Annotated in this window: 21 protein-coding genes; 2 read left to right on the top strand and 19 right to left on the bottom strand. The window is 64.8% G+C overall.

Annotation, left to right across the window (positions count from 1 at the left end):
* The 15 genes from EH240_RS06750 to EH240_RS06680 all read right to left on the bottom strand — a co-directional run.
* A partial coding sequence (locus EH240_RS06750) for a glutamate synthase-related protein (RefSeq protein ID WP_245435848.1) occupies nucleotides 1-624 on the bottom strand: 624 nt, incomplete at its 3' end.
* A 6-nt stretch (nucleotides 625-630) separates the two neighbouring features.
* The gene (locus EH240_RS06745) at nucleotides 631-1,362 is read right to left on the bottom strand and encodes a GltB/FmdC/FwdC-like GXGXG domain-containing protein (RefSeq protein ID WP_425374774.1); all 732 of its coding nucleotides are present in this window, start codon (nucleotides 1,360-1,362) and stop codon (nucleotides 631-633) included.
* 4 nt (nucleotides 1,363-1,366) lie between these two features.
* The gene (locus tag EH240_RS06740; RefSeq protein ID WP_124996628.1) at nucleotides 1,367-2,263 is read right to left on the bottom strand and encodes a class II glutamine amidotransferase; all 897 of its coding nucleotides are present in this window, start codon (nucleotides 2,261-2,263) and stop codon (nucleotides 1,367-1,369) included.
* Nucleotides 2,264-2,347: 84 nt separating this feature from the next.
* On the bottom strand, nucleotides 2,348-2,680 hold the full coding sequence (locus EH240_RS06735; RefSeq protein ID WP_124996627.1) for a hypothetical protein: 333 nt from the start codon (nucleotides 2,678-2,680) through the stop codon (nucleotides 2,348-2,350).
* Nucleotides 2,677-3,366 (bottom strand): hypothetical protein, encoded by a 690-nt coding sequence (locus EH240_RS06730; protein ID WP_124996626.1) that lies wholly within the window; start codon nucleotides 3,364-3,366, stop codon nucleotides 2,677-2,679. Before EH240_RS06730 ends, EH240_RS06735 begins: the two co-directional genes overlap by 4 nt.
* A 45-nt stretch (nucleotides 3,367-3,411) precedes the next feature.
* Nucleotides 3,412-4,815: an APC family permease gene (locus EH240_RS06725; RefSeq protein WP_124996625.1), complete on the bottom strand. Its 1,404-nt coding sequence runs from the start codon at nucleotides 4,813-4,815 to the stop codon at nucleotides 3,412-3,414.
* Nucleotides 4,816-4,827: 12 nt separating this feature from the next.
* Nucleotides 4,828-4,989 (bottom strand): hypothetical protein, encoded by a 162-nt coding sequence (locus tag EH240_RS06720; RefSeq protein WP_124996624.1) that lies wholly within the window; start codon nucleotides 4,987-4,989, stop codon nucleotides 4,828-4,830.
* A gap of 16 nt (nucleotides 4,990-5,005) precedes the next feature.
* A complete protein-coding gene (locus tag EH240_RS06715; protein ID WP_124996623.1) occupies nucleotides 5,006-5,383 on the bottom strand; it encodes a hypothetical protein in 378 nt (125 codons plus the stop codon).
* 11 nt (nucleotides 5,384-5,394) lie between these two features.
* Complete coding sequence (locus EH240_RS06710) at nucleotides 5,395-5,682, bottom strand: hypothetical protein (RefSeq protein WP_124996622.1); 288 nt, start codon at nucleotides 5,680-5,682, stop codon at nucleotides 5,395-5,397.
* Nucleotides 5,683-6,110: 428 nt separating this feature from the next.
* Nucleotides 6,111-6,842 carry a helix-turn-helix domain-containing protein gene (locus EH240_RS06705; protein ID WP_124996621.1) on the bottom strand — a complete coding sequence of 244 codons (732 nt, stop codon included), beginning with the start codon at nucleotides 6,840-6,842 and terminating at the stop codon, nucleotides 6,111-6,113.
* A 184-nt stretch (nucleotides 6,843-7,026) separates the two neighbouring features.
* Complete coding sequence (locus tag EH240_RS06700) at nucleotides 7,027-7,812, bottom strand: glucose 1-dehydrogenase (RefSeq protein WP_124996620.1); 786 nt, start codon at nucleotides 7,810-7,812, stop codon at nucleotides 7,027-7,029.
* 9 nt (nucleotides 7,813-7,821) lie between these two features.
* The gene (locus EH240_RS06695; RefSeq protein ID WP_124996619.1) at nucleotides 7,822-8,586 is read right to left on the bottom strand and encodes an SDR family oxidoreductase; all 765 of its coding nucleotides are present in this window, start codon (nucleotides 8,584-8,586) and stop codon (nucleotides 7,822-7,824) included.
* Nucleotides 8,587-8,692: 106 nt separating this feature from the next.
* Nucleotides 8,693-10,201, bottom strand: coding sequence for a sugar ABC transporter ATP-binding protein (locus EH240_RS06690; protein ID WP_124996618.1), 1,509 nt, complete (start codon nucleotides 10,199-10,201; stop codon nucleotides 8,693-8,695).
* 33 nt (nucleotides 10,202-10,234) lie between these two features.
* On the bottom strand, nucleotides 10,235-11,173 hold the full coding sequence (locus EH240_RS06685; RefSeq protein WP_124996617.1) for a sugar ABC transporter substrate-binding protein: 939 nt from the start codon (nucleotides 11,171-11,173) through the stop codon (nucleotides 10,235-10,237).
* A 114-nt stretch (nucleotides 11,174-11,287) separates the two neighbouring features.
* Entirely contained in the window at nucleotides 11,288-12,274 is a 987-nt protein-coding gene (locus EH240_RS06680) for an ABC transporter permease (RefSeq protein WP_124996643.1), read from the bottom strand.
* Between the two features lie 239 nt (nucleotides 12,275-12,513).
* Here EH240_RS06680 and EH240_RS06675 point away from each other — a divergent pair, with 239 nt between their 5' ends.
* A complete protein-coding gene (locus EH240_RS06675; RefSeq protein WP_124996616.1) occupies nucleotides 12,514-13,476 on the top strand; it encodes a sugar-binding transcriptional regulator in 963 nt (320 codons plus the stop codon).
* Here the strand turns inward: EH240_RS06675 and EH240_RS06670 are convergent.
* From EH240_RS06670 to EH240_RS06655, 4 genes are all read right to left on the bottom strand, one after another.
* Entirely contained in the window at nucleotides 13,466-14,968 is a 1,503-nt protein-coding gene (locus EH240_RS06670) for a xylulokinase (RefSeq protein WP_124996615.1), read from the bottom strand. The two genes, EH240_RS06675 and EH240_RS06670, sit on opposite strands and share 11 nt — an antisense overlap.
* 19 nt (nucleotides 14,969-14,987) lie before the next feature.
* Complete coding sequence (locus EH240_RS06665) at nucleotides 14,988-16,310, bottom strand: NAD(P)H-dependent oxidoreductase (RefSeq protein WP_124996614.1); 1,323 nt, start codon at nucleotides 16,308-16,310, stop codon at nucleotides 14,988-14,990.
* 208 nt (nucleotides 16,311-16,518) lie between these two features.
* Entirely contained in the window at nucleotides 16,519-17,316 is a 798-nt protein-coding gene (locus tag EH240_RS06660; protein ID WP_342634073.1) for a DUF427 domain-containing protein, read from the bottom strand.
* Nucleotides 17,317-17,406: 90 nt separating this feature from the next.
* Complete coding sequence (locus tag EH240_RS06655) at nucleotides 17,407-19,062, bottom strand: ABC transporter substrate-binding protein (RefSeq protein ID WP_124996612.1); 1,656 nt, start codon at nucleotides 19,060-19,062, stop codon at nucleotides 17,407-17,409.
* A 126-nt stretch (nucleotides 19,063-19,188) separates the two neighbouring features.
* Between EH240_RS06655 and EH240_RS06650 the strand changes: the two genes are divergently transcribed.
* Nucleotides 19,189-20,097, top strand: coding sequence for a LysR family transcriptional regulator (locus EH240_RS06650; RefSeq protein ID WP_124996611.1), 909 nt, complete (start codon nucleotides 19,189-19,191; stop codon nucleotides 20,095-20,097).
* Nucleotides 20,098-20,099 lie beyond the last annotated feature (2 nt).

The following is a 20,099-nucleotide window of genomic DNA, read 5'->3' as shown; positions in this document are numbered from 1 at the left end:
GGGACCGGTCCAGTCGGGATGGCGCGAGGCCGAGCGCTGGTCGATGCCCTTGGGCAGCGTGCGCATCTCGGCGACGCGGTCCGAGATCTTCTGGCCAAGCAGCATGCCGCCGCCGCCGGGCTTGGCGCCCTGGCCGACGACAACCTCGATGGCGTCGGCGCGGCGTAGGTCGCGCGGGTTCATGCCGTAGCGCGAGGGCAGGTACTGGTAGACCAGGGTCTTGGAATGGCCGCGCTCTTCCTCGGTCATGCCGCCGTCGCCGGTGGTGGTCGAGGTGCCGGAAAGCGAGGCGCCACGACCCAGCGCTTCCTTGGCCGGGCCGGAGAGCGACCCAAAGCTCATGCCGGCAATGGTGATCGGGATCTTCAGCTCGATCGGTTTCCGGGCGTGGCGCGCGCCAAGCACCACGCTGGTGTCGCAGCGCTCGCGATAGCCTTCCAGCGGATAGCGCGAGATCGAGGCGCCGAGGAAAAGCAGGTCGTCGAAATGCGGCAGCTTGCGCTTGGCGCCGGCGCCGCGGATGTCGTAGATGCCGGTCGCGGCGGCACGACGAATTTCGGAAAGCGTGTAGTCGTCGAAGATCGCGGACTTGCGCGGCGTCGTCGGCGGGTTGCGGTAGGTCATCTTGCCTCAATACGCATCGGCGTTGTCGATGTTGAAATTGTAGAGCGTGCGGGCCGAGCCGTAGCGCTTGAACTCCGACGGCTTGACGCCGGTGACGCCGGCGCGGTCGAGCAGGCCTTGCAGCAGTTCGATATGCTCGGGCCGCATCTCCTTGGCGATGCAGTCGGCGCCGAGGCTCTCGACCTTGCCGCGCACGAAGAGCCGCGCCTCGTAGATGGAGTCGCCCAGCGCATCGCCGGCATCGCCCAGCACGACCAGATTGCCGGACTGCGCCATGAAGGCCGACATGTGGCCGATATTGCCGTGCACGACGATGTCGATGCCCTTCATCGAGATGCCGCAGCGCGAGGAAGCGTTGCCTTCGATGACCAGCAGGCCGCCGCGGCCGGTGGCGCCGGCATACTGGCTGGCATCGCCTTTGACCACGATTTGGCCCGACATCATGTTCTCGCCGACGCCGGGGCCGGCCGAGCCATGCACGGTGATGGCGGCGCCATCATTCATGCCGGCGCAGTAATAGCCGACGCTGCCGCGCACATCGACGCTGATCGGCTGGTCGACGCCGACGGCGACCGAATGGCTGCCTTTCGGGTTGAGCACTTCCCAGGCGGTCTCGTTCGAGCCGGGGGTCAGCTGATGAAGCGCCTGGTTCAGCTCACGCAGGGACTGCTGGCCGAGATCGAAGACCCTTGCATGGCCTTGCTCGCGCTGCGCCTTCGGCATGGTTGTTGCGGGCATGAACTCAATGCTCCCAGAAATAGACGGTTGCGGGCTCCGGTTCCCAAACCCTCGCATTGTCTATGCCGGGCAGCTTGGTGAGCGCGCGATATTCCGAGCCGAAGGCGACATACTGGTCGGTCTCGGCCATCACGGCGGGCTTGCAGGCGATCGGATCGCGCACCACGCCGAAGCCGTTCTTGGTGCCGACGACGAAGGTGAAGAAGCCGTCGAGATCGGAGAGCGTGTCTTCGAGCGCCTCGCCGAGATTCTTGCCATGCGCCATCCTGTTGGAGAGATAGGCGGCCGCCACCTCGGTGTCGTTCTCGGTCTCGAAGGTCATGCCTTCGCGCACCAGCTCGCGCCGCACATTGTTGTGGTTGGAGAGCGAACCGTTGTGCACCAGGCACTGGTCGGCGCCGGTCGAGAAGGGATGCGCGCCCATCGTGGTGACCGCCGATTCCGTCGCCATGCGGGTATGACCGATACCGTGCGTGCCGGTCATCGAGCGCACGCCGAAGCGCTCGACGACGGCTTCCGGCAGGCCGACTTCCTTGTAGATCTCGACCGCTTCGCCGGCGCCCATGATGCGGATATCGGGCCGCAGCGATTGCAATGCCTCGCGTGCAGTGTCGACCTTCTCCGGCGTCGTCCTGATGACCGCGTGCGTCGATTTCACGGCGACGCTCACCGGCGCGCCCACCGCCTTGGCAAGGTCAACGTCGAGGCCGCGAAAATCGCGCTCGGGCTTCGGCGACTGCACGGTGATCTTGGCCTCGTTGCCGGTCGGCGCGCCATAGATGGCGATGCCGGCGCTGTCCGGACCGCGGTCGCTGAGCGAGACCAGCATCTCCGACAGCATCGCGCCGAGCTTCGGCTCCAGCGCCTTGTCCTTGAGGAAAAGTCCGACGATTCCGCACATGCCAGCCTCCGACGTTTATGGCTTCCTCAGATGTATCGAATGAGCCCGAGGAATTCAATTGGTATGAAAAAAATTTTCCTGTGATTATACATCAGCGTTTGCGCCGTTTCCGGCGCCGTCGCCATCCGGACGCGTCCTGTGAGCCCATGTCGCATGGCGGATGCGCGCTATCCTGTAGGCGTCGAGGATCGATAGCGCATAGATGAGGAAACCGCCGGCGTGGCGGCCGATGAAGCTGGCGTCCGGCGGCGCCACCTTGGTCGTCACCCAGCCGAGGATCACCATGAAGAACAGGAATTGCAGGCCGCGCGCCGGCAAGCCGAGCATGACATGTCCGCTGCCCGGCAGGACGACAGCGGAGGCCAGCACCAGGTAGGGGTTCGAAGGCCGGTCGGCGGGGGTGATGGTATCGCTCATGCGGCCTGCCTTTCGCGCTGGTTGATCGCCTGACGAAGCGAGGATGCGGCCGCGAGCAGTTCTTCGAGCAATGCCGGATCGAGCCTCGCGTCGCCGAACGCGGCTTGGCGGAACACGCCGTAACGCGCCCGGTCGGCCTGGGCGAGCAGCCACACGATGCGCACACCCTTCGGCGTGATCAGCAATTCCTTGGCACGCCCCTCGGCAAAGATCCCGGCATGCGCTGCGATCACGTCCTGCGGAAAGACCACGCCCTTGCGGTTTGTCCGCAGCACCGCATCGTCGGGGAACGCCGCCGTCTTCGGCAGCGTGTGCTCGAGATGGTCGAAATTGGAGAAGGTCGTCGGCGACCCGGGCCGCATCATCATGTCGAAAATGCCCGGCACCGCGACCGGCTCGGTGATCGACACGCTCAGCCAGCGTGTCGGCAGCTTTCGGGTCGCGAGCGTGTCGACGATGGTGCGCACCTGCGCGCGCTCGCCGTTCCACGAACCGGCCCAGGTATCGACTCCGGCCGTGCCGTCCGAGGCATCGATGGCGTCCGCGATGACCGCCCGGATAGCGGCCTCGTCGGCGGCGAACGCCGCCTTGGCCCGGTTGCGGCTGGCGCGCGCGAGCCAGGCAAGATGGAGGACGACCGCAAGCACGATCGCCCCGGTAAGCAAGACTGACGTCAACTCAGACATCTCGACACGCCAAGACCCGCCGCCTGGCGGCGGGTCTTTTTCCGTTCAATAGCCCTGCGGCTTCGGCCACGGCATCGTGAACTGATCGCCGCGGCGCACGAACTTGTAGCGGTAGAAGTGGAACCACAGCGAGATCAGGAAGTAGAAGGCGACCATCGCGATCAGCTGCGAGCCGAAGCCGAGGAAGATGGCGAAGAAGGTCACCACGCACAGGCAGAACAGAACGATCGCCGGCAGCGGGTGGAAGGGATGGGTGTAGCCGCGCCGGATCGAGCCCAGCGGCCACTTTTTGCGGAACATCATGATGTTGATGCTCATGAAGGTGTATTGCAGCACGCCCGACAGGATCGAGAAGGTGATCGCTTGGTTGAGGTCGGCGATGAAGGCGAAGGCGAGCGCGATCGGCAGCAGGAACAGGATCGAGCGGTAAGGCGTGCGGTACTTCGGATGCACCGCCGAGAACCAGCTCGGCAGGTAGCGGTCGCGGCCGAGCGAGAACCAGGCGCGTGCCGCATCGTTGATGCAGCCATTGGCGGAGGCCAGTGCCGCGAGAAGCGTCGCGATGAACAGCAGGTTCTCGAGCAGCGGGCTGCCGGTCAGCTTGCCGGCGTCCCACAGCGGATAATAGGTGATGCCGAGATATTCCCAGGGCATCAGCGAGGCGCAGACATACCAGGTCATGGCGGCGGCGATCAGAAGCGTGATCATGCCGGCCATCGTGCCGTAGGGCAGGGAGCGCGCCGGCGAGCGCACTTCCTCGGCCGCCTGCGTGGTGCCTTCGATGCCGAGATAATACCAGATGCCGAACTGGAAGGCGGCGATCACGCCGATCCAGCCATAGGGAAGCGCATTGCCGGGCGTCACCAGCTCGTTGAGCTTCAGCACCGCGCCTTGCGTCCACGGGCTCACCGAGAAGAACAGGATGATGATCGAGATATAGGCGACCGCGGTGATGACAAAGTTGACGTTGAGCGTCATCAGCACGCCGCGATAGTTGAGCCAAGCCAGCACCACGATGGTCGCGGCGATGAAGGAATTGTGCGTCAACCCTTCGACGCCGGCTTTGGCGACGATCGTGTCGCCGAGCAGAATGGCGTCGGAGACTTCCAGCATCGTGTAGGCGAAGACCAGGAACAGCGCCACGTTGAAGGCCATCAGCGGCCCGACGATGTGCTTTGCCTGCGCATATTGCCCGCCGGCGGCGGCGACGGTCGAGGTCACCTCGGAATCGATCATGGCGACCGATGTGTAGAGCAGGCCGACGATCCAGCAGACGATCAGCGCGGCGAGCGCGCCGCCCTTGTCGGCCGCGAAATTCCAGCCGGTGAACTCACCGACAAGCACGATGCCGACGCCGAGCGCCCAGACATGGGCGGGGCCGAGCACCCTGAGCAGCGAGACCCTGTCGCCGTGGATTACCGTTTGTCCCGTTTCAATCGCGACTGTCATTGTTGGCTCCACTCAGATCCGGTGCTTTTCGGAGACGGCTTCAAGCTCGCCTTCGCGCGAGGAGGTCAGCGTCTGCTCGGAATAGGTCGTATCGACCTTGAACCAGTCGTAGAGCATCCAGAGCGCGAGCAGGATCGAAATGCCCCAGCATGCGTAAGAGAGTGTCATCCACATGATCTTGTCCCCGCAATTACTTGTCGTCGAACTTCTCGTTGATCACCTCGCGATATTCGCGATCGGAGGCTCGGAACAGGAAGACGAAATAGCCGATCAGCACCACCGCCATGATGATCAGCGTCGGCCAGTCGATGATGTAGTGGAAGCGATTCTGGATGATGTCGTGGGCGGTCTCGGGCGTGTAGCCGAGCTTCTCCCAAATCGCGGCCATGGTCGCGTTCTGGCCGAGCGCGTCCCAGGTCTTGGCGTCGAGCGCATCGATCGATTTCGCAGCACCGGCAAGGCCGAGCTTCAGCGGCAGCCACAGCGCCACGAAAATGGCGACCACGACGACGGCGATGTCGAAGACCTGACCGGCCTTGTTCTGCTCCGGCGGGATGTAGCGGGACATGGTTTCTCCCTTCAGGACTGGCGGTTGCGGAACGCGTCGGCGTTCTTGATGTCGAGGCCGTAGATGAATTCCTTGTCTTCCTTGTAGTGATTGAGCATCGCCAGGATAGCGGCGGTGTTGAAGATCAGCACCGCGGCAGCCGCGATCACCACCACGACCTTGATCCCGCTATCGGGGATGTAGGCCCAGGTCATCACGAGGACGAAGAGGATCGTCGCCCAGAGGCAGGCGATCAGGAGCACGGATCCGCGCACGTCGGAGCGGTACAGCGCTTCGATGCGCTGATGCAGGTCGGACATCGGTTTTTTTCCCCTTTCTCGACGTCCGGCTCCGAAGCGGCCAGGCGTCCACTCTTTCAACAGAGTGAAATTTTTTTCATAAGTTCTGCCCGAACCGTGGAATTGTCAAGCCGGTTTTACGCTCGGCAAACCGTTTGGTCGGCCGTCCGAGGTTTGCCTGTGGATAAAACTACTTGCCTGCAGGAAATTGTCGCGGACGGCTTGGCGCCGGTGTGGGCGGGCAGAAAGAACGCCGACGGAAAAGGCAGCGCGATGTCGGGCCACCGACCCATGCTGGATAGGAGGATGGCAGCCGCGCATGTCCGGCGCGTGAGCGACTAAGGCAGGTGGCAGGTCGCGTTAAAAAGGATTCACGCGACCTGCTTTAGGTGTTTGATTTTAGGCATGTCTTTGTCCCGAAACCGCTGCACAATTTCGGGAGACATGCTTTAGCTCGTGCTGTTTTGCGGATAGCAGATGATCGAGAGATAGCGCATCGGTAGCTGTGTCAGCTCTTCCGGCCCGTGCGGCGCGTCCGCATCGAAGAACAGGCTGTCTCCCGGCTTCATCGGGTAGAGATGGCTGCCGTGCCGGTACACGACCTCGCCCTCGAGCATGTAGAGGAACTCCATGCCCGCGTGCTGGAAGGTCGGAAACACGTCCGAATCCTCGGTCAGCGTGATCAGATAGGGCTCGACGACGACGCCGCTTGTGTTTGCGCCAATATGGCCGAGCAGATTGTACTGGTGGCCGGCGCGAGTGCCGCGCCGCTCGACGTCGACGCCTTCGCCGGCCTTGACGAAGACGGCGGCGCGTTCCTCCTCGAAGCGGCGGAAGAAGGCGGTGACCGGAACACCGAGCGCCCGCGACAGCGCCTGCAGCGTGGTCAGCGACGGCGAGGTGATGCCGTTCTCGATCTTAGACAGCATGCCGAGCGAAATGTCGGTGGCGGCCGCGAGATCGGCAACGGTGATGCCGAGCTTCTTGCGGAAGGCGCGCACCTCATGGCCGATCGCCACCTCCAGCACTTTCTCGCGTGTGTCGCGGATTGCATGCGGGTCCTGCGTGAGCGGCGGGCGGATGGTTCGGACGGTTCTCCCGTCCGCCGAGACGCTCTTCGGCAATGCCTTTTCTTTGGCGATCGCGCCGGAAGGCTTGGTGTCGCTAGTCTTCTTCGCCATGGCGCCCCTCAACTTTCCGCCGATTTATTTCACTCATGGTGAACATAATTGTGGCGATACAAGAGCGCAATGATGGCGGCAAGCCTCTTATGTCGCAGGCCCGGCGACGAAATCGGCCGGCGCAGCCCTGATGCCGGTCGCAGGCGAGGTTGGCGCCGCCTTCGCCTCAACGCGTAGTGCCCCCTCACGACATGATCAGCCCGCCATCAACGTTGATGGTTTGTCCGGTGATGTAGGCGGCGTCGTCGCTGGCGAGGAAGCCGACCAGGCCTGAGACATCCTCGCCGCTGCCGGCGCGGCCCATGGGGATATTCTTCACCCATTCCGCCATCAGCTCGCCCGGCTTGTAGTCGCCGAGCAGCTTGCCCCAGGCAGTGTCATTATAGGCCCACATGTCGGTGTCGATGATGCCGGGGCAGATGGCGTTGACGGTGATTTTTTCCTTGGCCACTTCCTTGGCGAGGCTCTGGGTGATGCCGACCACGCCGAACTTCGAGGCGGCGTAATGCGGCGTGTAGATGAAACCCTGCCGCGCCTGGCCTGACGCCGTGTTGATGAGCCGGCCGCCTTCGCCATGCTTGCGCATGCGTCCGATCGCTTCCTGGCAGCACAGGAACACGCCCTTGGTGTTTACCGCCATCACCTTGTCCCATTCGGCTTCCGTCAGCGCCTCGATCTTGGCGATGGTGATGACGCCGGCGTTCTGGACGGAGATGTCGACGCGGCCGAATTCCTTCTCGGCGAGATCGTAGAGTGCCGCGACCTCGTCCTTCTTCGTAACATCCATGCGCATCGAGGCGACCTTCGCGCCCGCAGCCTTGAGGTTGGCCGCAACCTCGTCGACGCGCGGGTCGATGGCGCTGACCACGACCGCGGCACCTTCCGCCGCGAAGCGTTTTGCCATGGCTGCACCGATGCCGCCGCTGGCGCCCGTGACGACCGCCGTCTTTCCTTCAAAACGCTTCTGCACTTTTTTCTCCTACCAGCAGACGAAGCCGCCATCGACGATGAGGTCGATGCCGGTGACGAAACTCGCGGCCCGGCTCGCCAGGAACACGGTCGGTCCGACCATCTCCTCGGGCGTTGCCATGCGGCCCATCGGCGTGTCGCGCTCGAAGATTTTGACCTGCTCGGCGACCTCGGGCCGCTTGTTCATCGGCGTCAGCGTGTAGCCTGGGCTTACCACATTGACGCGCAGGCCGCGATCGGCCCACTCCATGGCGAGGCTCTTCGACATGTGGATCACCGCCGCCTTCGACGAATTGTAGTGCGCCTGGGTCAGGCCCCGGTTGACGATCGAGCCGGACATCGAGGCGATGTTGACGATCGAACCTTTGCGGCGCGGCAGCATGACGCGCGCCTCGGCCTGGCAGGACAGGAACACGCCGCCGACATTGACGTCGTAGAGCTTCTGCCATTTTTCCATCGGCAGCGTCTCGGCGGGTTCTGCCCCGGCGACGCCGGCATTGTTGACGGCAATCGTCAGCGCGCCGAGTTCCCTTTCGATACGTTCGACCGCCGCTGCGAGGTCGCTTTCGGAAGTCACGGTGCCCATCAGCACCAGCGCCTTGCGGCCGAGCGCCTCGATCCTGCCGGCCGTCTCCTCCAGCCCGCCCTTCGAGCTGTGGCCGAAGCAGGCGACGTCGGCGCCGGCCTCCGCGAGCCCTATGGCGATCGCTTGCCCGATGCCGCTGCCAGCGCCCGTCACAAGCGCCACGTCGCCATGAAGATCAAATAGTTTCATCTCTCTCCCTCTCTCTGAAAGAAGGGGCGCCAGTCCTGCTGGCGCCCCGCGCGGTCCGGTGCTTGGGAGGGTATCACCTGCTGCGCTTTGTTCCCATGTGTCGTCCTCAGCTTGTCGCCAGTTCCATCACTGCGATGTTGCTTGCCTCATCGCGATCGAGAATGCCGCGCTGGCGGCCGCGGCTTAGCACCAGCACGCGATGCGAAAGCCCCAGCACTTCCTCGAGGTCCGAGCTCACCACCACCACCGCCATGCCCGAGCGGGCGAGGTCGGCGATGACGTCGTAGATCGCCGCGCGGGCGCCGACGTCGATGCCTCGCGTCGGCTCGTCGAGGATGAACACCTTGGGGGGCCGCGACACCCATTTGGCGATTATCACCTTCTGCTGGTTGCCGCCGGAAAGTTTTGAGACCGCCTGGCTAGGCCGACCCTTGACGCCGAGCCTCGATATGCCGGCTTCGGCGAACCTCTGCACCGCTTTGGGGAACACCCAGCCCTTCGGCGCGACATGGTCGAAATTGCCGATCGCCAGGTTCTCGCCGATCGTCTGCTCCAACACCACGCCCTGCTCCTTGCGGTCCTCCGGGACCAGCACGACGCCGGCCCTGATCGCCGCCGCCGGGCCGCTGAGATGCACCGGCTGGCCTGCGACGCGCACCGCGCCGGATGAGATCGGGTCGGCGCCGGCGATCGCCCTGACCAGCTCCGTGCGGCCGGCACCGATCAGCCCGGCGATGCCGAGGATCTCGCCCGATCTCACCGCGAAGGAAACGTTGTTGAAGCTGCGCTCCGGCGAGGACAGGTTCTCGACTTCGAGCACGGTCTCCCTGCCTGGCGGCGACAGCTTCGGGAACATGCGCTCGACGCTGCGGCCGACCATCTGCTCGACCACGGTGCGCACCGGAATGTCGGCGCGCTCGTGCCGGGCGACAATGCGGCCGTCGCGCATTACCACCACGCGGTCGGCGATCTGCGCGATCTCGTCGAGGCGATGGCTGATATAGATGAAGGACATGCCTTCGGCCTTGAGCTTGCGGATCTGCCTAAAAAGCAGCTCCGTTTCCTCGCCGCCGAGCGCCGCCGTCGGCTCGTCGAGGATCAAAAGCTCCGCATTCAGCGTCAGAGCCTTGGCGATCTCGACCTGCTGCTGGGCGGCGACGCGCAACGTGCGCACCTTGCGCTCGGGCGAGACATCGAGGCCGAGGCGCTTCAACTGCGCCGAGGCCTTCGCGTTCATGGCCGCGCGGTCGATGCGGCCGCCGCGCATCGGCAGGCGCCCGACATAGACATTCTCCGCCACCGAAAGGTCCGGCAGCAGCTTCAATTCCTGGTGGATCATGCCGACGCCGGCCTCGATGGCCGCCGCGGGGTTGGCGGGGGAATAGGGCCTCCCCCGCCAGGTGATTGAGCCGGCATCGGGCTTGATCGACCCGGCTATGATGTTCGAGACGGTCGACTTGCCGGCGCCGTTCTCGCCGAGCAGCGCCACGACTTCGCCCGGCCGAACCTCGAAGCTCGCATCGGCCAGGACCTGCACCGGTCCATAGCTCTTGCAGAGGCCGTTGACGAAGAGCCCGTCATGCGGGCTTTCGCTAGGGCGGAGGTCAGGGGACATCGTGGCGCTCTTTGAGTCTCGGCTATTCCGCTCTTACGGATGCTTTTCGATGAACTGCGCGACATTGTCCTTGGTGGTCAGCGTCGCGTCCTGCAGCTGCTCGGCCGGCAGGCTCTCGCCGGCCACCAGCTTGATCGCCGCATCGACCGCGAGCCGGCCCATGCCTTGCGTCTGCTGGGTCGCGGTCACGTCGAACACGCCGTCCTTCAGCGCCTTGAGCGCCGCCACGTCGCCGTCAAAGCCGGCGACCCAGACCTTGTGGCCGGGATTGGCGACCTTGACCGCCTGGGCGGCACCCAGCGCCAGCGCGTCGGCCTGGCCGAAGATGATCGACACGTCCGGATGCGATTGCAAGAGGTCCTGCGTCAGCTTGAAGCCTTCGTCCTGGTGCCAGCCTTCGCTCCACAGCTCGCCGACCACCTTGACGTCCGGATAGGCCTTCAGCGCTTCGCCACAGCCCTTCGAGCGGTCGACTTCCGGCGTCGTGCCCTTCTGGCCGTGGATGATGATCATCTCGCCCTTGCCGCCGGCCTGCTTGGCGATGTAGTCGCACACCGCCTTGGCGGAAGCGACGCTGTTGGTGGCGATGAAGGTGTCGCCGGGCGCGCCGTCGGCGTTGCGGTCGACATTGACCACCGGAATGCTGGCGGCCTTGGCGGTCTTGGTCGGTACGGTGGCGGCGGTGGCGCCGGCCGGGATGTAGATCAGCGCGTCGATGTTCTGCGTGATCAGGTCCTGCACCTGGCTGACCTGCGTCGCCGAATCGCCCTTGGCGTCGACGGTGACCACCGCGATGCCCTTCTCCTTGGCATAGGCTTCGACGGACTGCTTGATCTGGTTGAAGAAGTCCGCCTGCAGATTGGCGACGGCCAGCCCGAGCTTCTTGGCGTCCTTGGCCGAGGCTGCATCCGACAGGCCGAGCAGCGGGACGATGGCCGCGGCTGCGAGCAGCAGTGAACGTTTGGTCAGCATGTGTTTCCTCCGTTGGTGTTCAATCTGTCCCGCCTGCGCATCGCGGCGCCCCGGCCGAACATTCCCAGTCTCGGATCGACCGATCCGTTTTCGCCCGGACATCCGGGCGAATTCTCATTGTCTGCGGCGCCGCCAGGTGTCGGTGGCGACCGCAAGCGCGATCACAACGCCGATCACCACCTGCTGGACGAAGGGCGAGACGCCGAGCAGGTTGAGCCCGTTGCGCAGCACGCCGATGATGAGCACGCCGATCGCCGTGCCGCCGATCGAACCGATACCGCCCGAAAGGCTGGCGCCGCCGATCACCACCGCCGCGATCGTGTCGAGCTCGTAGCCGAGGCCGGAGCTCGGCTGCACCGAATCGAGGCGCGCGGCGAGCACGATGCCGGCGAGGCCTGCGAGCACGCCGCAGGTCGCATAGACCCAGTTGGTCAGCGGCTTCACCGGAATGCCGGAGAGCCGGGCGACCTCGGCGCTGCCGCCGATCGCGTAGAGGCTGCGCCCGGTGGCGCGGTAGTTGAGGAAGACGGCGAAGACGATCGCCAGCACGATCATCAGCCCGACGGTGACCGACAGGAAGCCGAGATGGCGGATGATCGACAGGTTGGTGAACCAGTCGGGGAAACCGACGATCTGCGAGCCGTCGGTGATCATGTTGGCAAGGCCGCGCGCCACCGACATCATGGCCAGCGTCGCGATGAAGGGCGGCAGCTTCGTCACCGTCACCAGCAGGCCCGAAACGAGGCCGCAGAGGCCGGCGACGACGAGCGCCGCCGCGATGCCGGCAGGCATGCCGAGATTGAGATAGTCGGGGTGCGCTACGAAGCCCATTACCATGGAAGCCAGCGCCAGCACCGAGCCGACCGAAAGGTCGATGCCGCCGATCAGGATGACCAGCGTCATGCCGATCGCCATGATGCCGAGCACGGTCACCTGGTCGAGCACGTTCAGGATATTGCGAAAGGTCAGGAAGGTGTCGGTGGTCAGCGTCAGCGCCAGGCACAAGAGCGCCAGGCCGATCAGCGGTCCCATCGTTCCGGCAAACAGCGCCGAAAGCTTCGCGCCGGAAGCGGCCTGCGCCGCGCCGGTGCCAGCCTTCAACTCGCTCGTCTCGTTGCTCACGGCCACTTCGTCTCCTCCGTCAGCGAGCCGGCGATGACCCTGCCGGCTGCTCTTGTTCACCAGGTATCCTCCCTGTGAACAATTTATCTTTGATATGCAATTTTGTTCAGCTAAAACGTTCATCAGAAAATTGTCAAGTGCCGCGACGCATTGGGCGGCGGTTTGCGCGAACCGTCGGTTTGCCATAGGGAAGTTCAGCGCATTCGGGAGGCATAAGGATGGCGGTGATCGACAACGAGAAGGCCTCACGCTTTCCGGATGCCGAGCTCAAGGCCCGCGCGGCCTGGCACTACTATGTCGAAGGCCTGACGCAGGAGCGAATCTCCGAGATCCTCGGTGTCGGCCGCATCAAGGTGCACCGGATTCTGTCCGCCGCGCGCGAGGAGGGCGTCGTCCAGTTCCGCATCCGAGACAGCGTCGTCGAATGCGTGCAGCTGGAGGACAGCCTGAAAAAGCGCTTCGGTCTCAGCCAGGCCGTGGTCGTGCCGTCAGCCGCCGACAGGAGCAACGCCCCGCTGATGATCGGCCATGCCGCGGCCGCCTATCTCGCAGACAACGTCAATCCAGGCGACGTCATTGCGCTCGGCTGGGGCCGCACGCTGAAATTCGCCATCAACGAATTGCCGCGCCGGCCGATCGCCAGGACCACGGTGGTCTCGATGCTTGGCGGCCTCACTCACGCGCAGCCGCTCAACCCGACCGAGAGCGCCTGGGAATTCGCCGAGAAGATCGGCGCCGAATGCTATCTGCTGCCCGTGCCCGTCTACGCCGACAGGCCGGAGCAGCGCGACGCCTTCATGAGCCAGCGCAGCGTCCAGGACGTCGTCTTCCGGGCACGGCGCGCCAGCATCGCCGTGCTCAGCGTCGGTTCCTTCTCAAACGACAGCCCGATCGCCAATTACGGCTTCATCAAGCCGAGCGAGCTGGAGGAATTGCAGGCGGCGGGCGCGGTCGGCGACATCCTCTGCCATTTCATCGACGCCGAAGGCCGCATCGTGGACCATGAGGTCAACCGCCGCGTCTGCGCCTATCCGCTGCAGGATCTCTCCGACATCCCGACCACTATCCTGGTTTCGGGCGGGCAGGAGAAGATCGCCGTCATGCGCGCCGCCCTCGCCAATACGAAGGTTTCCGTGCTGATCACCGACGAGGATGGCGCCGAGGGGCTGCTTAGCCGGTAGGGTCTGGACCTTCTGCGCCCAGCCGCGCGTGGATGTCTCGCGTCGCGTGATAGAGGTCGCGGTAGATTTCTTTGCGGGCGCGATAGGTCGGGACCAGCGCCTCGACGGGGTCGACCTGTCTTGACGGCGGCGCGGCCATTGCCTTTGCCGCGTCCTCCGGCGAGGCGAACCAGCCGACCGCCGAGGCCGCCAGCATGGCGGCGCCGAGCGCAGCCGCCTCGTTGACCGGCGAGACCAAGAGCGGTCGCTCGAGCACGCTCGCCATGATCTCCATCAAGAGCGTCGAATTGGTGCCGCCGCCGGCGGCGATCATCGCGCCGGCCTTGCCGGTCTGCTCCTCCATCGCATCGGTGGCGATCGCCTGCTCGAAAGCGATGCCTTCAAGCACCGCGCGGAACAGATGCTTCGGCTCGTGGTCGAGCGACAGGCCGACGATCGCGCCGCGCGCGGCGCCGTCCCAGTAAGGGCTCATGACACCGGCCCAATAGGGCATGACGAGCAGGCCGTCGCTGCCCGGGGCGACATCCTTCGCAGCCTTCTCCAGCACCTCGGCCGAAGCCGAGCCGGTGGTGCGCACGATCCAGTCGACCAGTTGCATGCCGGAGCGCAGCACCGTCTCCAGCATGAAGCCGGAGCCGGTCGGCGAGACCAGCGTGCGGAACGCATCCGATGTCGTGACCGTGCCGGAATAATTTCCGCTGACGACGCCCGAGCCCAGCGACAGATAGCTCTTGCCGGGACCGCAGACGCCCATGCCGAGGCCCATCGCCTGACCGTCGCCGGCGCCGGCCACGACCGGCGTGCCGGCCTTCAGGCCGGTCGCCGATGCGATGCTTTCGCAAAGCGTGCCGCAGATCGCGCCGGGCGCTGCCAACTCCGGCAGTTGCTCCGACTGCAAGCCCGCCGCCTCGACCAGCTTTGGGTGCCAGGTGCCATGGGCGATATCGAGCAGGCCGAGCGGATCGGCGCTCGCCGTGCTGGTGACAAGCCGGCCCGTGAGCCGGTGGACGAAGAAAGCATGCACGTCGACCAGCGCTGCCGAGTTGGCGAGCGCCTGCGGCTTATGCTCCTTCAGCCAGGCCAAGGCATAAAGCGCCGGCGTCGGATCCGGCGGCTTACCGCTCCAGTCGCGGATCGCCTCGCGGCCGAGCTCGGCCGAAAGCCGCGCCACCTGGCGGCGCGCACGCTCGTCCAGCCACAGGATAGCAGGGATGAGCGGCTCGCCGGCGGCGTCGATCAGCGTGAAGCTCTCGCGCTGGTGGGCGATGGAGATCGCCTTCACGCGCGACGCGCCGACCTTGTCGGCAACCTGCTTCAGCGCCGACAGCAGCGCTGTCCACCAATGCTCGGCGTCCTGCTCGAAATGGCCGGGCGCCGGATTGGAAAGCGGGTAGGTCTCGCGTGCCTGGAAAAGCTCCGTGCCGTCGCGCGCGAAAGCGATTGCCTTCACGGCCGTCGTCGAGGCGTCGATCCCGATTACGACATCGTCCATCAGGCGGGTATCCGGAAGGTCAGGCCGCGTTGGTTACGAACCGCCCGTCCGACTGGTCGAGACGACGGCGGATCTGGGTTATCACCATCGAATCGTCGGGTACACAATTTTCATAGGTGAGGAAATCGCCGGCCTTGACCGGCTTCACCACCTTGGCGCGCTCGGCGAGACCGAGCGGCAGGGCACCCTTGGCGCGCGCGCCCTCCCAGGTCATGGCGAAGCCGCGATAGTCATTCTCGCCGATCATGCCGAGCGACTGTCCAGTGCCGAGATTGGTCTTGGCGACCGCCACGGCTTCCGCCACCGGATGGTCGAGCGGCTCCATGTCGGCGCGCTTGTAGACGACGGCGCGCGCCGCCGACAGCGGCACTTCCAGGCTGGTCAGGTGATACGGGCGGAAGATCGTGAAATAGGGGCCCTTGCCGACCTTGAGGTCGATCATGCGCTCCAAGACGCGCGGATGCTTCGTCTCGATGATGCAGAACACGCCGGGCGCCACACCTTTGCCGATCGAATAATCGACCACGCCCTTGCGATGCAGCACGCCGCCATCCTCGCGCGGGCAAAGCACGCTGGCGAGCTCCTCGAGCGTCGCCGTCGGGCCGTGCATGCCGGGCACGTCGGGCACCAGGCCGGTGGCATTGGCGATCGCCACCATCTCGATCGCCGTCTTCGAGCCGTCGACGAACTCGACCAGCATGCGCGCGTTCATGTTGCGCTCGGCGGCCTCCTTCTCGTAGTCGGCCGGCACCGCGTCGAACTTCAGCGGATTGTTCTTGCCCTTGCCGGCGGCGACTATTGTGAAGCCGAGGCTTTTGGCGAAGCCGATGATCTCCAGCGTGCAGGCAGGCTCGTCGCCGGCCGCTCCGGTGTAGACGACTCCGGCCTTGCGCGCCTCTTCCTTCAGGAAGCGGCCGATGGTGATGTCGGCCTCGACATTGAGCATGACGATGTGCTTGCCGTTCTTCATCACTTCGAGCGCGAACAGCGTGCCGATGTTGGGATTGCCCGTGGCGTCGATGATGACGTCGATGCGGCCGGCCGCGGCCAGCGCATGCAGATCCTCGGTGACGGCGATCTTGCCGGCCTCGATGGCGCGGTCGATGGCGGCGGCGTTGGGCGCCTGCACGATGTCGGAACGGTCGTGGCCGGCAAGAAGCGCTGCGTCGATCGCCGCCTGCGGCCGCACTTCCGAAATAGCGCCGATGCGCATGCCCGGCATCAACGCGACCTGCACGACGATATCCGTCCCCATCTGCCCGGCGCCGGCGAGACCGATGGTGATCGGCCCCTTTTTCTCAGCGCGCTGCAGGAGTTCCGCTGCGAATTGCGGATGGGACATGTCGCTTCCTCCAGTTCCGGGCGCGCCGCCGCGCCAAGGCAATCATTTTGAACATTCCTATTTCTATTTGAAAAATATTTCAACCGGCATTTGGGCGGTTGTGGCGAGAACCTGTTGAATGCCGGCAGGACAGAGGGGCGCGAAGGAACGAGACGGCTGTTATCTCACACCGCCGCGCTGCTTGGTTTCCGGATGATGAGAGAGCCGCTCAGAAATACCCATCCGAAGCCGCCGTCGCTTCCTTCGGGAGCTCCACCCCGTCGACCAGGATCTTGTCGACCAGCTCGTGGTGGAAGCACACCAGGCCCTTGATGCGCTCGGCCTCGTGCACCGGCTCGAGATAATACCAGACGAGGTTCTCGTGCCGCTTCTTGGGCGTCGTCACATGGTAGTAGTTGGAGATGCCCTTGTAGGGACAGCGCGAGATGTAGCGGCTGGGCGAGAACATATCGAGCCTGGTGTCGGAGATCGGCAGGTAGTGGCGCACCGGATGGCCGGTCTCGAACAGGAACACGCCGCGCCGTGAATCCGCCACCTGCTCGCCGTCGAGGATCACCTGGACGCGCCGCGAGGACGGCAGGCAGTCGACGCGGCGGAACGGATCGCGGGCATGGACGAAGATCTCTTCGTCCTCCTCCCACCAATGCGTCATCTTCGGCCAGTAGAAGGATATGTAGTCCGCTATCGGCGGACAGCCCTTGACCGGATCGAGATAGCGCCAGGCGCCATCCTCAACCAGCGTGATGCCGGTGTTCAGCGAATAATGCGTGGCTGTGCCCTTGAACGGATCTTCCGTCGTCGTCTTGCTCGGCAGCAGGAACTCCTCGCGCACGTCGCTCATCGGAAAGTAATAGACCGGCAGGTGATCGCTCTCATAGAACACCAGCGCCTTGGTGGTGTCGGCGACGATCATCGGCCCGACCTGCACCCGCAGCCGCTTGGGCGACGGCATGGTGAAAGCCACGTAGCCCGGCTCGAACTCGTACTGTACGATTGCGTCGAGCAGGGGGAAATGCGGCCCGCGGCCGCGCAGATGAGGCTTGCGAATGGTAGTCTCCCGTCTTCTTGTCTTTGCGGCCGTGCGGTTGGACACGGATCAGCCTATCGATACCCGGTCGAGCAGCAGCCCGGCGGCGATCGGCGACAGGCCGCTGACGGTCTTGCGCACCGGCACCAAAAGATCCGGGAAATAGCTGAAGATCACCGGAGTCTCGTCGAGCAGCAGTTTCTGGATGTCGGAAGCGGCCTTGCGCTGCGTGTCGAGGTCAAGCGCCTTCAGATAGCCGGCGACCAGCCCGTCATAGGTCGCGTTCTTGAAATGCGCCGCGTTCCACGGACCATCGCTGACCAGCGGGCTTTTCAGGAAAACGTTCGGCACGCTGCGATGCGCGTAGTCGGTGATGCCGAGCGGGCTGTCCAGCCAGTCCGACTGGCCGAAGACGGCCTTGCCGTAATATTTGTCCTGGTCCTCGATGTTGAGTGAGATGCGGGCGCCGATCTCCTTGGCGAAGTTCTGGAAGAGCTGCGCGTAGCCCGGGATGTCGGAGTAGCGCAGCGTCGTCAGCGTCATGTCGAAGCCGCCGGCGAGGCCGGCCGCCTCCATCAGCTGCTTGGCCTTGGCGATGTCCTGCGCGCGCTGCGGCAGCGACTTGTCGGTGGCAGGGAAGGCCGGCGCGAAGGGGCTGTCATTGCCGGTCGCCGCCATGCCGCGGCAGAGACCGTCGACCAGCTTGGAGCGGTCGATGCACAAGGCCAGCGCCTGGCGCACCCGCTTGTCGGTGAAGGGCGCCATGTCGCAGCGCATGTGGAGCTGTCGATGCGCGGTGGAGGCGACGCGCAGCACCGTGATGTCGGGATTGCCGAGCACCACCTGGCTGACGTCGAGCGGGATGGCGTCGAGCACGTCGACCTCGCCCGCTTGCAGCGCCAGGATGCGCGGCTGCACGTCGGCGTAGAACTTGAATTCGAGCCGGTCGGGCAGCGCCTTCTCGCCCCAATAGTCGGGGTTGCGCACGAAGCTCGCGCCGACCTTCGGCGTGTAGCTTTCGAGACGGAACGGGCCGGTTCCGTCGAAGGTCTCCTCGTAGTCGCCCTTGTAGCTCGCCGGCAGGATCACGGCGTTGTAATTGTCGATCGACACCGAGTAGGGAAAGCTGCCGTTCGGCGCGTCGAGGTGGAACTCGACCGTGTGGTCGTCGACCTTGCGCGTGCCGCCCTTCGACAGCAGGCCCTTGAACACCGACAGCGCGTTGGACGCGCCGTTCGGATCGGCGAGGCGGTCGAAAGTCGCCACCACGTCATCGGCCTTGAAGTCCTCGCCATTGTGGAATTTCACGCCCTTGCGCAGCTTGAAGGTCCAGACGCTGCCGTCCGCATTTGGCGACCAGTTTTCGGCCAGCACCGGCTTCAGCGTCAGGTCCGGTTGCGTCACGCACAGGAATTCGGCCGTCTGGAAGACAAGCTGATAGCTGCCGCTGTCGTAGAATGTGACCGGGTCGATGGCGCCGCCGGGCACGGCAATGCCCGCGCGCACCGTGCCGCCCGGCTTGCCTTCGGCGCGCGACTGCGGTGCGCCGAGCCCGACTGCCGAGGCGATGCCGCCGAGGAAGGGCAGCGATAGGCCGAGCACGCTGCCATGGCGCAGGAATTCGCGCCGGCCGATCCTCCCGGCCAGCAATTCATCGATAGCGGAATTTTCGATTGCGCTAAGATTTCTGCGAGCGGCGTCGATCGTCCTGAAATGCCTCGGCATGGCTGCATTCCTTGGCTGGCGTGGGGGCTCCAGCATCTAGTTCACTGTTGACCACGGTCGAAAAGCGATATTTTTTGATGAGAGTCATCGGAATCTTCGATTGCTGCTGAGCCGAAAGCGAAAGCCATGAATACCGAGAATCTTCGCAGTTTCCTCGAGGTCGCGGCGCATGGCAGCTTCACAATTGCCGCCCATCGGCTGAACCTTGCCCAGTCCACCGTCAGCGCGCGCATTCGCGGCCTGGAGGAACAATTGGGGCGCAAGCTGTTCGTTCGCGACAGCGACGGCGTCACGCTGACGCCGGCCGGTCGGCAGTTTCTGCCGCATGCCTCCACGATCACCCGGACCTGGGAGCAATCGCGGCAGGACATCGCCGTTCCCGATGGCTATGAGACGCTGCTCAGGCTCACCGCTCCCGCCTATCTCTGGGACAGCATCACCTCGCCCTGGATCAGCTGGATGCGGGCGAAGCGGCCGAACGTGGCGCTTCGCCTCGAAGGGAGTTTTCCCGATCTGGCGATCGAGCAGATGGCCGAAGGACTGCTCGACATCTGCATCCTCCATCTGCCCAAGCCGCATCCTGGCATCGTCTATGAGACCCTGGCCGTCGATCAGGTGGTCCTGGTCCAGCACGCGGCGCAGGTCGGGGCCTGGACGGAAAACTACATCCTGATGGACTGGGGGCTGGAGTTCCGCGTCGAGCACGATCGCGCCTTTGCCGGCAGGGTGAAACCGGCGATCTCGGCCGGGCTGGTGTTCATCGGGCTGCAGCACGTGCTGTCGCAACGGGCGGCCGCCTATCTGCCGCTGAGCGCCGTGAGCGCCCATATCGAGCGCGGCGAGCTGCGGCGCGTCGGGGACGCGCCGGCGTTCCAGCGCCCGATCTACCTTGCTTATCCGGAGAACCCGGCCTCTTCCGATGCCCTCGACATTGCGCTCACGGGCCTGCGCACGCTCGCCAGGAACCTGTCGAACGATCAAGCCTTCGCGGAGAGCGACCGCGCCTTCAGCATGGCGGGCGCGGCGGCATCCTGATC

The organism is Mesorhizobium tamadayense (assembly GCF_003863365.1).
Classification (GTDB): domain Bacteria; phylum Pseudomonadota; class Alphaproteobacteria; order Rhizobiales; family Rhizobiaceae; genus Mesorhizobium; species Mesorhizobium tamadayense.
This window is presented reverse-complemented; position numbering and strand designations above follow the sequence as displayed.

Coding starts and splice junctions, on each gene's coding strand:
- EH240_RS06745 (WP_425374774.1), bottom strand. CDS start 1,362: ATGCCCGCAACAACCATGCCGAAGGCGCAGCGCGAGCAAGGCCATGCA.
- EH240_RS06740 (WP_124996628.1), bottom strand. CDS start 2,263: ATGTGCGGAATCGTCGGACTTTTCCTCAAGGACAAGGCGCTGGAGCCG.
- EH240_RS06735 (WP_124996627.1), bottom strand. CDS start 2,680: ATGAGCGATACCATCACCCCCGCCGACCGGCCTTCGAACCCCTACCTG.
- EH240_RS06730 (WP_124996626.1), bottom strand. CDS start 3,366: ATGTCTGAGTTGACGTCAGTCTTGCTTACCGGGGCGATCGTGCTTGCG.
- EH240_RS06725 (WP_124996625.1), bottom strand. CDS start 4,815: ATGACAGTCGCGATTGAAACGGGACAAACGGTAATCCACGGCGACAGG.
- EH240_RS06720 (WP_124996624.1), bottom strand. CDS start 4,989: ATGTGGATGACACTCTCTTACGCATGCTGGGGCATTTCGATCCTGCTC.
- EH240_RS06715 (WP_124996623.1), bottom strand. CDS start 5,383: ATGTCCCGCTACATCCCGCCGGAGCAGAACAAGGCCGGTCAGGTCTTC.
- EH240_RS06710 (WP_124996622.1), bottom strand. CDS start 5,682: ATGTCCGACCTGCATCAGCGCATCGAAGCGCTGTACCGCTCCGACGTG.
- EH240_RS06705 (WP_124996621.1), bottom strand. CDS start 6,842: ATGGCGAAGAAGACTAGCGACACCAAGCCTTCCGGCGCGATCGCCAAA.
- EH240_RS06695 (WP_124996619.1), bottom strand. CDS start 8,586: ATGAAACTATTTGATCTTCATGGCGACGTGGCGCTTGTGACGGGCGCT.
- EH240_RS06690 (WP_124996618.1), bottom strand. CDS start 10,201: ATGTCCCCTGACCTCCGCCCTAGCGAAAGCCCGCATGACGGGCTCTTC.
- EH240_RS06685 (WP_124996617.1), bottom strand. CDS start 11,173: ATGCTGACCAAACGTTCACTGCTGCTCGCAGCCGCGGCCATCGTCCCG.
- EH240_RS06675 (WP_124996616.1), top strand. CDS start 12,514: ATGGCGGTGATCGACAACGAGAAGGCCTCACGCTTTCCGGATGCCGAG.
- EH240_RS06670 (WP_124996615.1), bottom strand. CDS start 14,968: ATGGACGATGTCGTAATCGGGATCGACGCCTCGACGACGGCCGTGAAG.
- EH240_RS06665 (WP_124996614.1), bottom strand. CDS start 16,310: ATGTCCCATCCGCAATTCGCAGCGGAACTCCTGCAGCGCGCTGAGAAA.
- EH240_RS06655 (WP_124996612.1), bottom strand. CDS start 19,062: ATGCCGAGGCATTTCAGGACGATCGACGCCGCTCGCAGAAATCTTAGC.
- EH240_RS06650 (WP_124996611.1), top strand. CDS start 19,189: ATGAATACCGAGAATCTTCGCAGTTTCCTCGAGGTCGCGGCGCATGGC.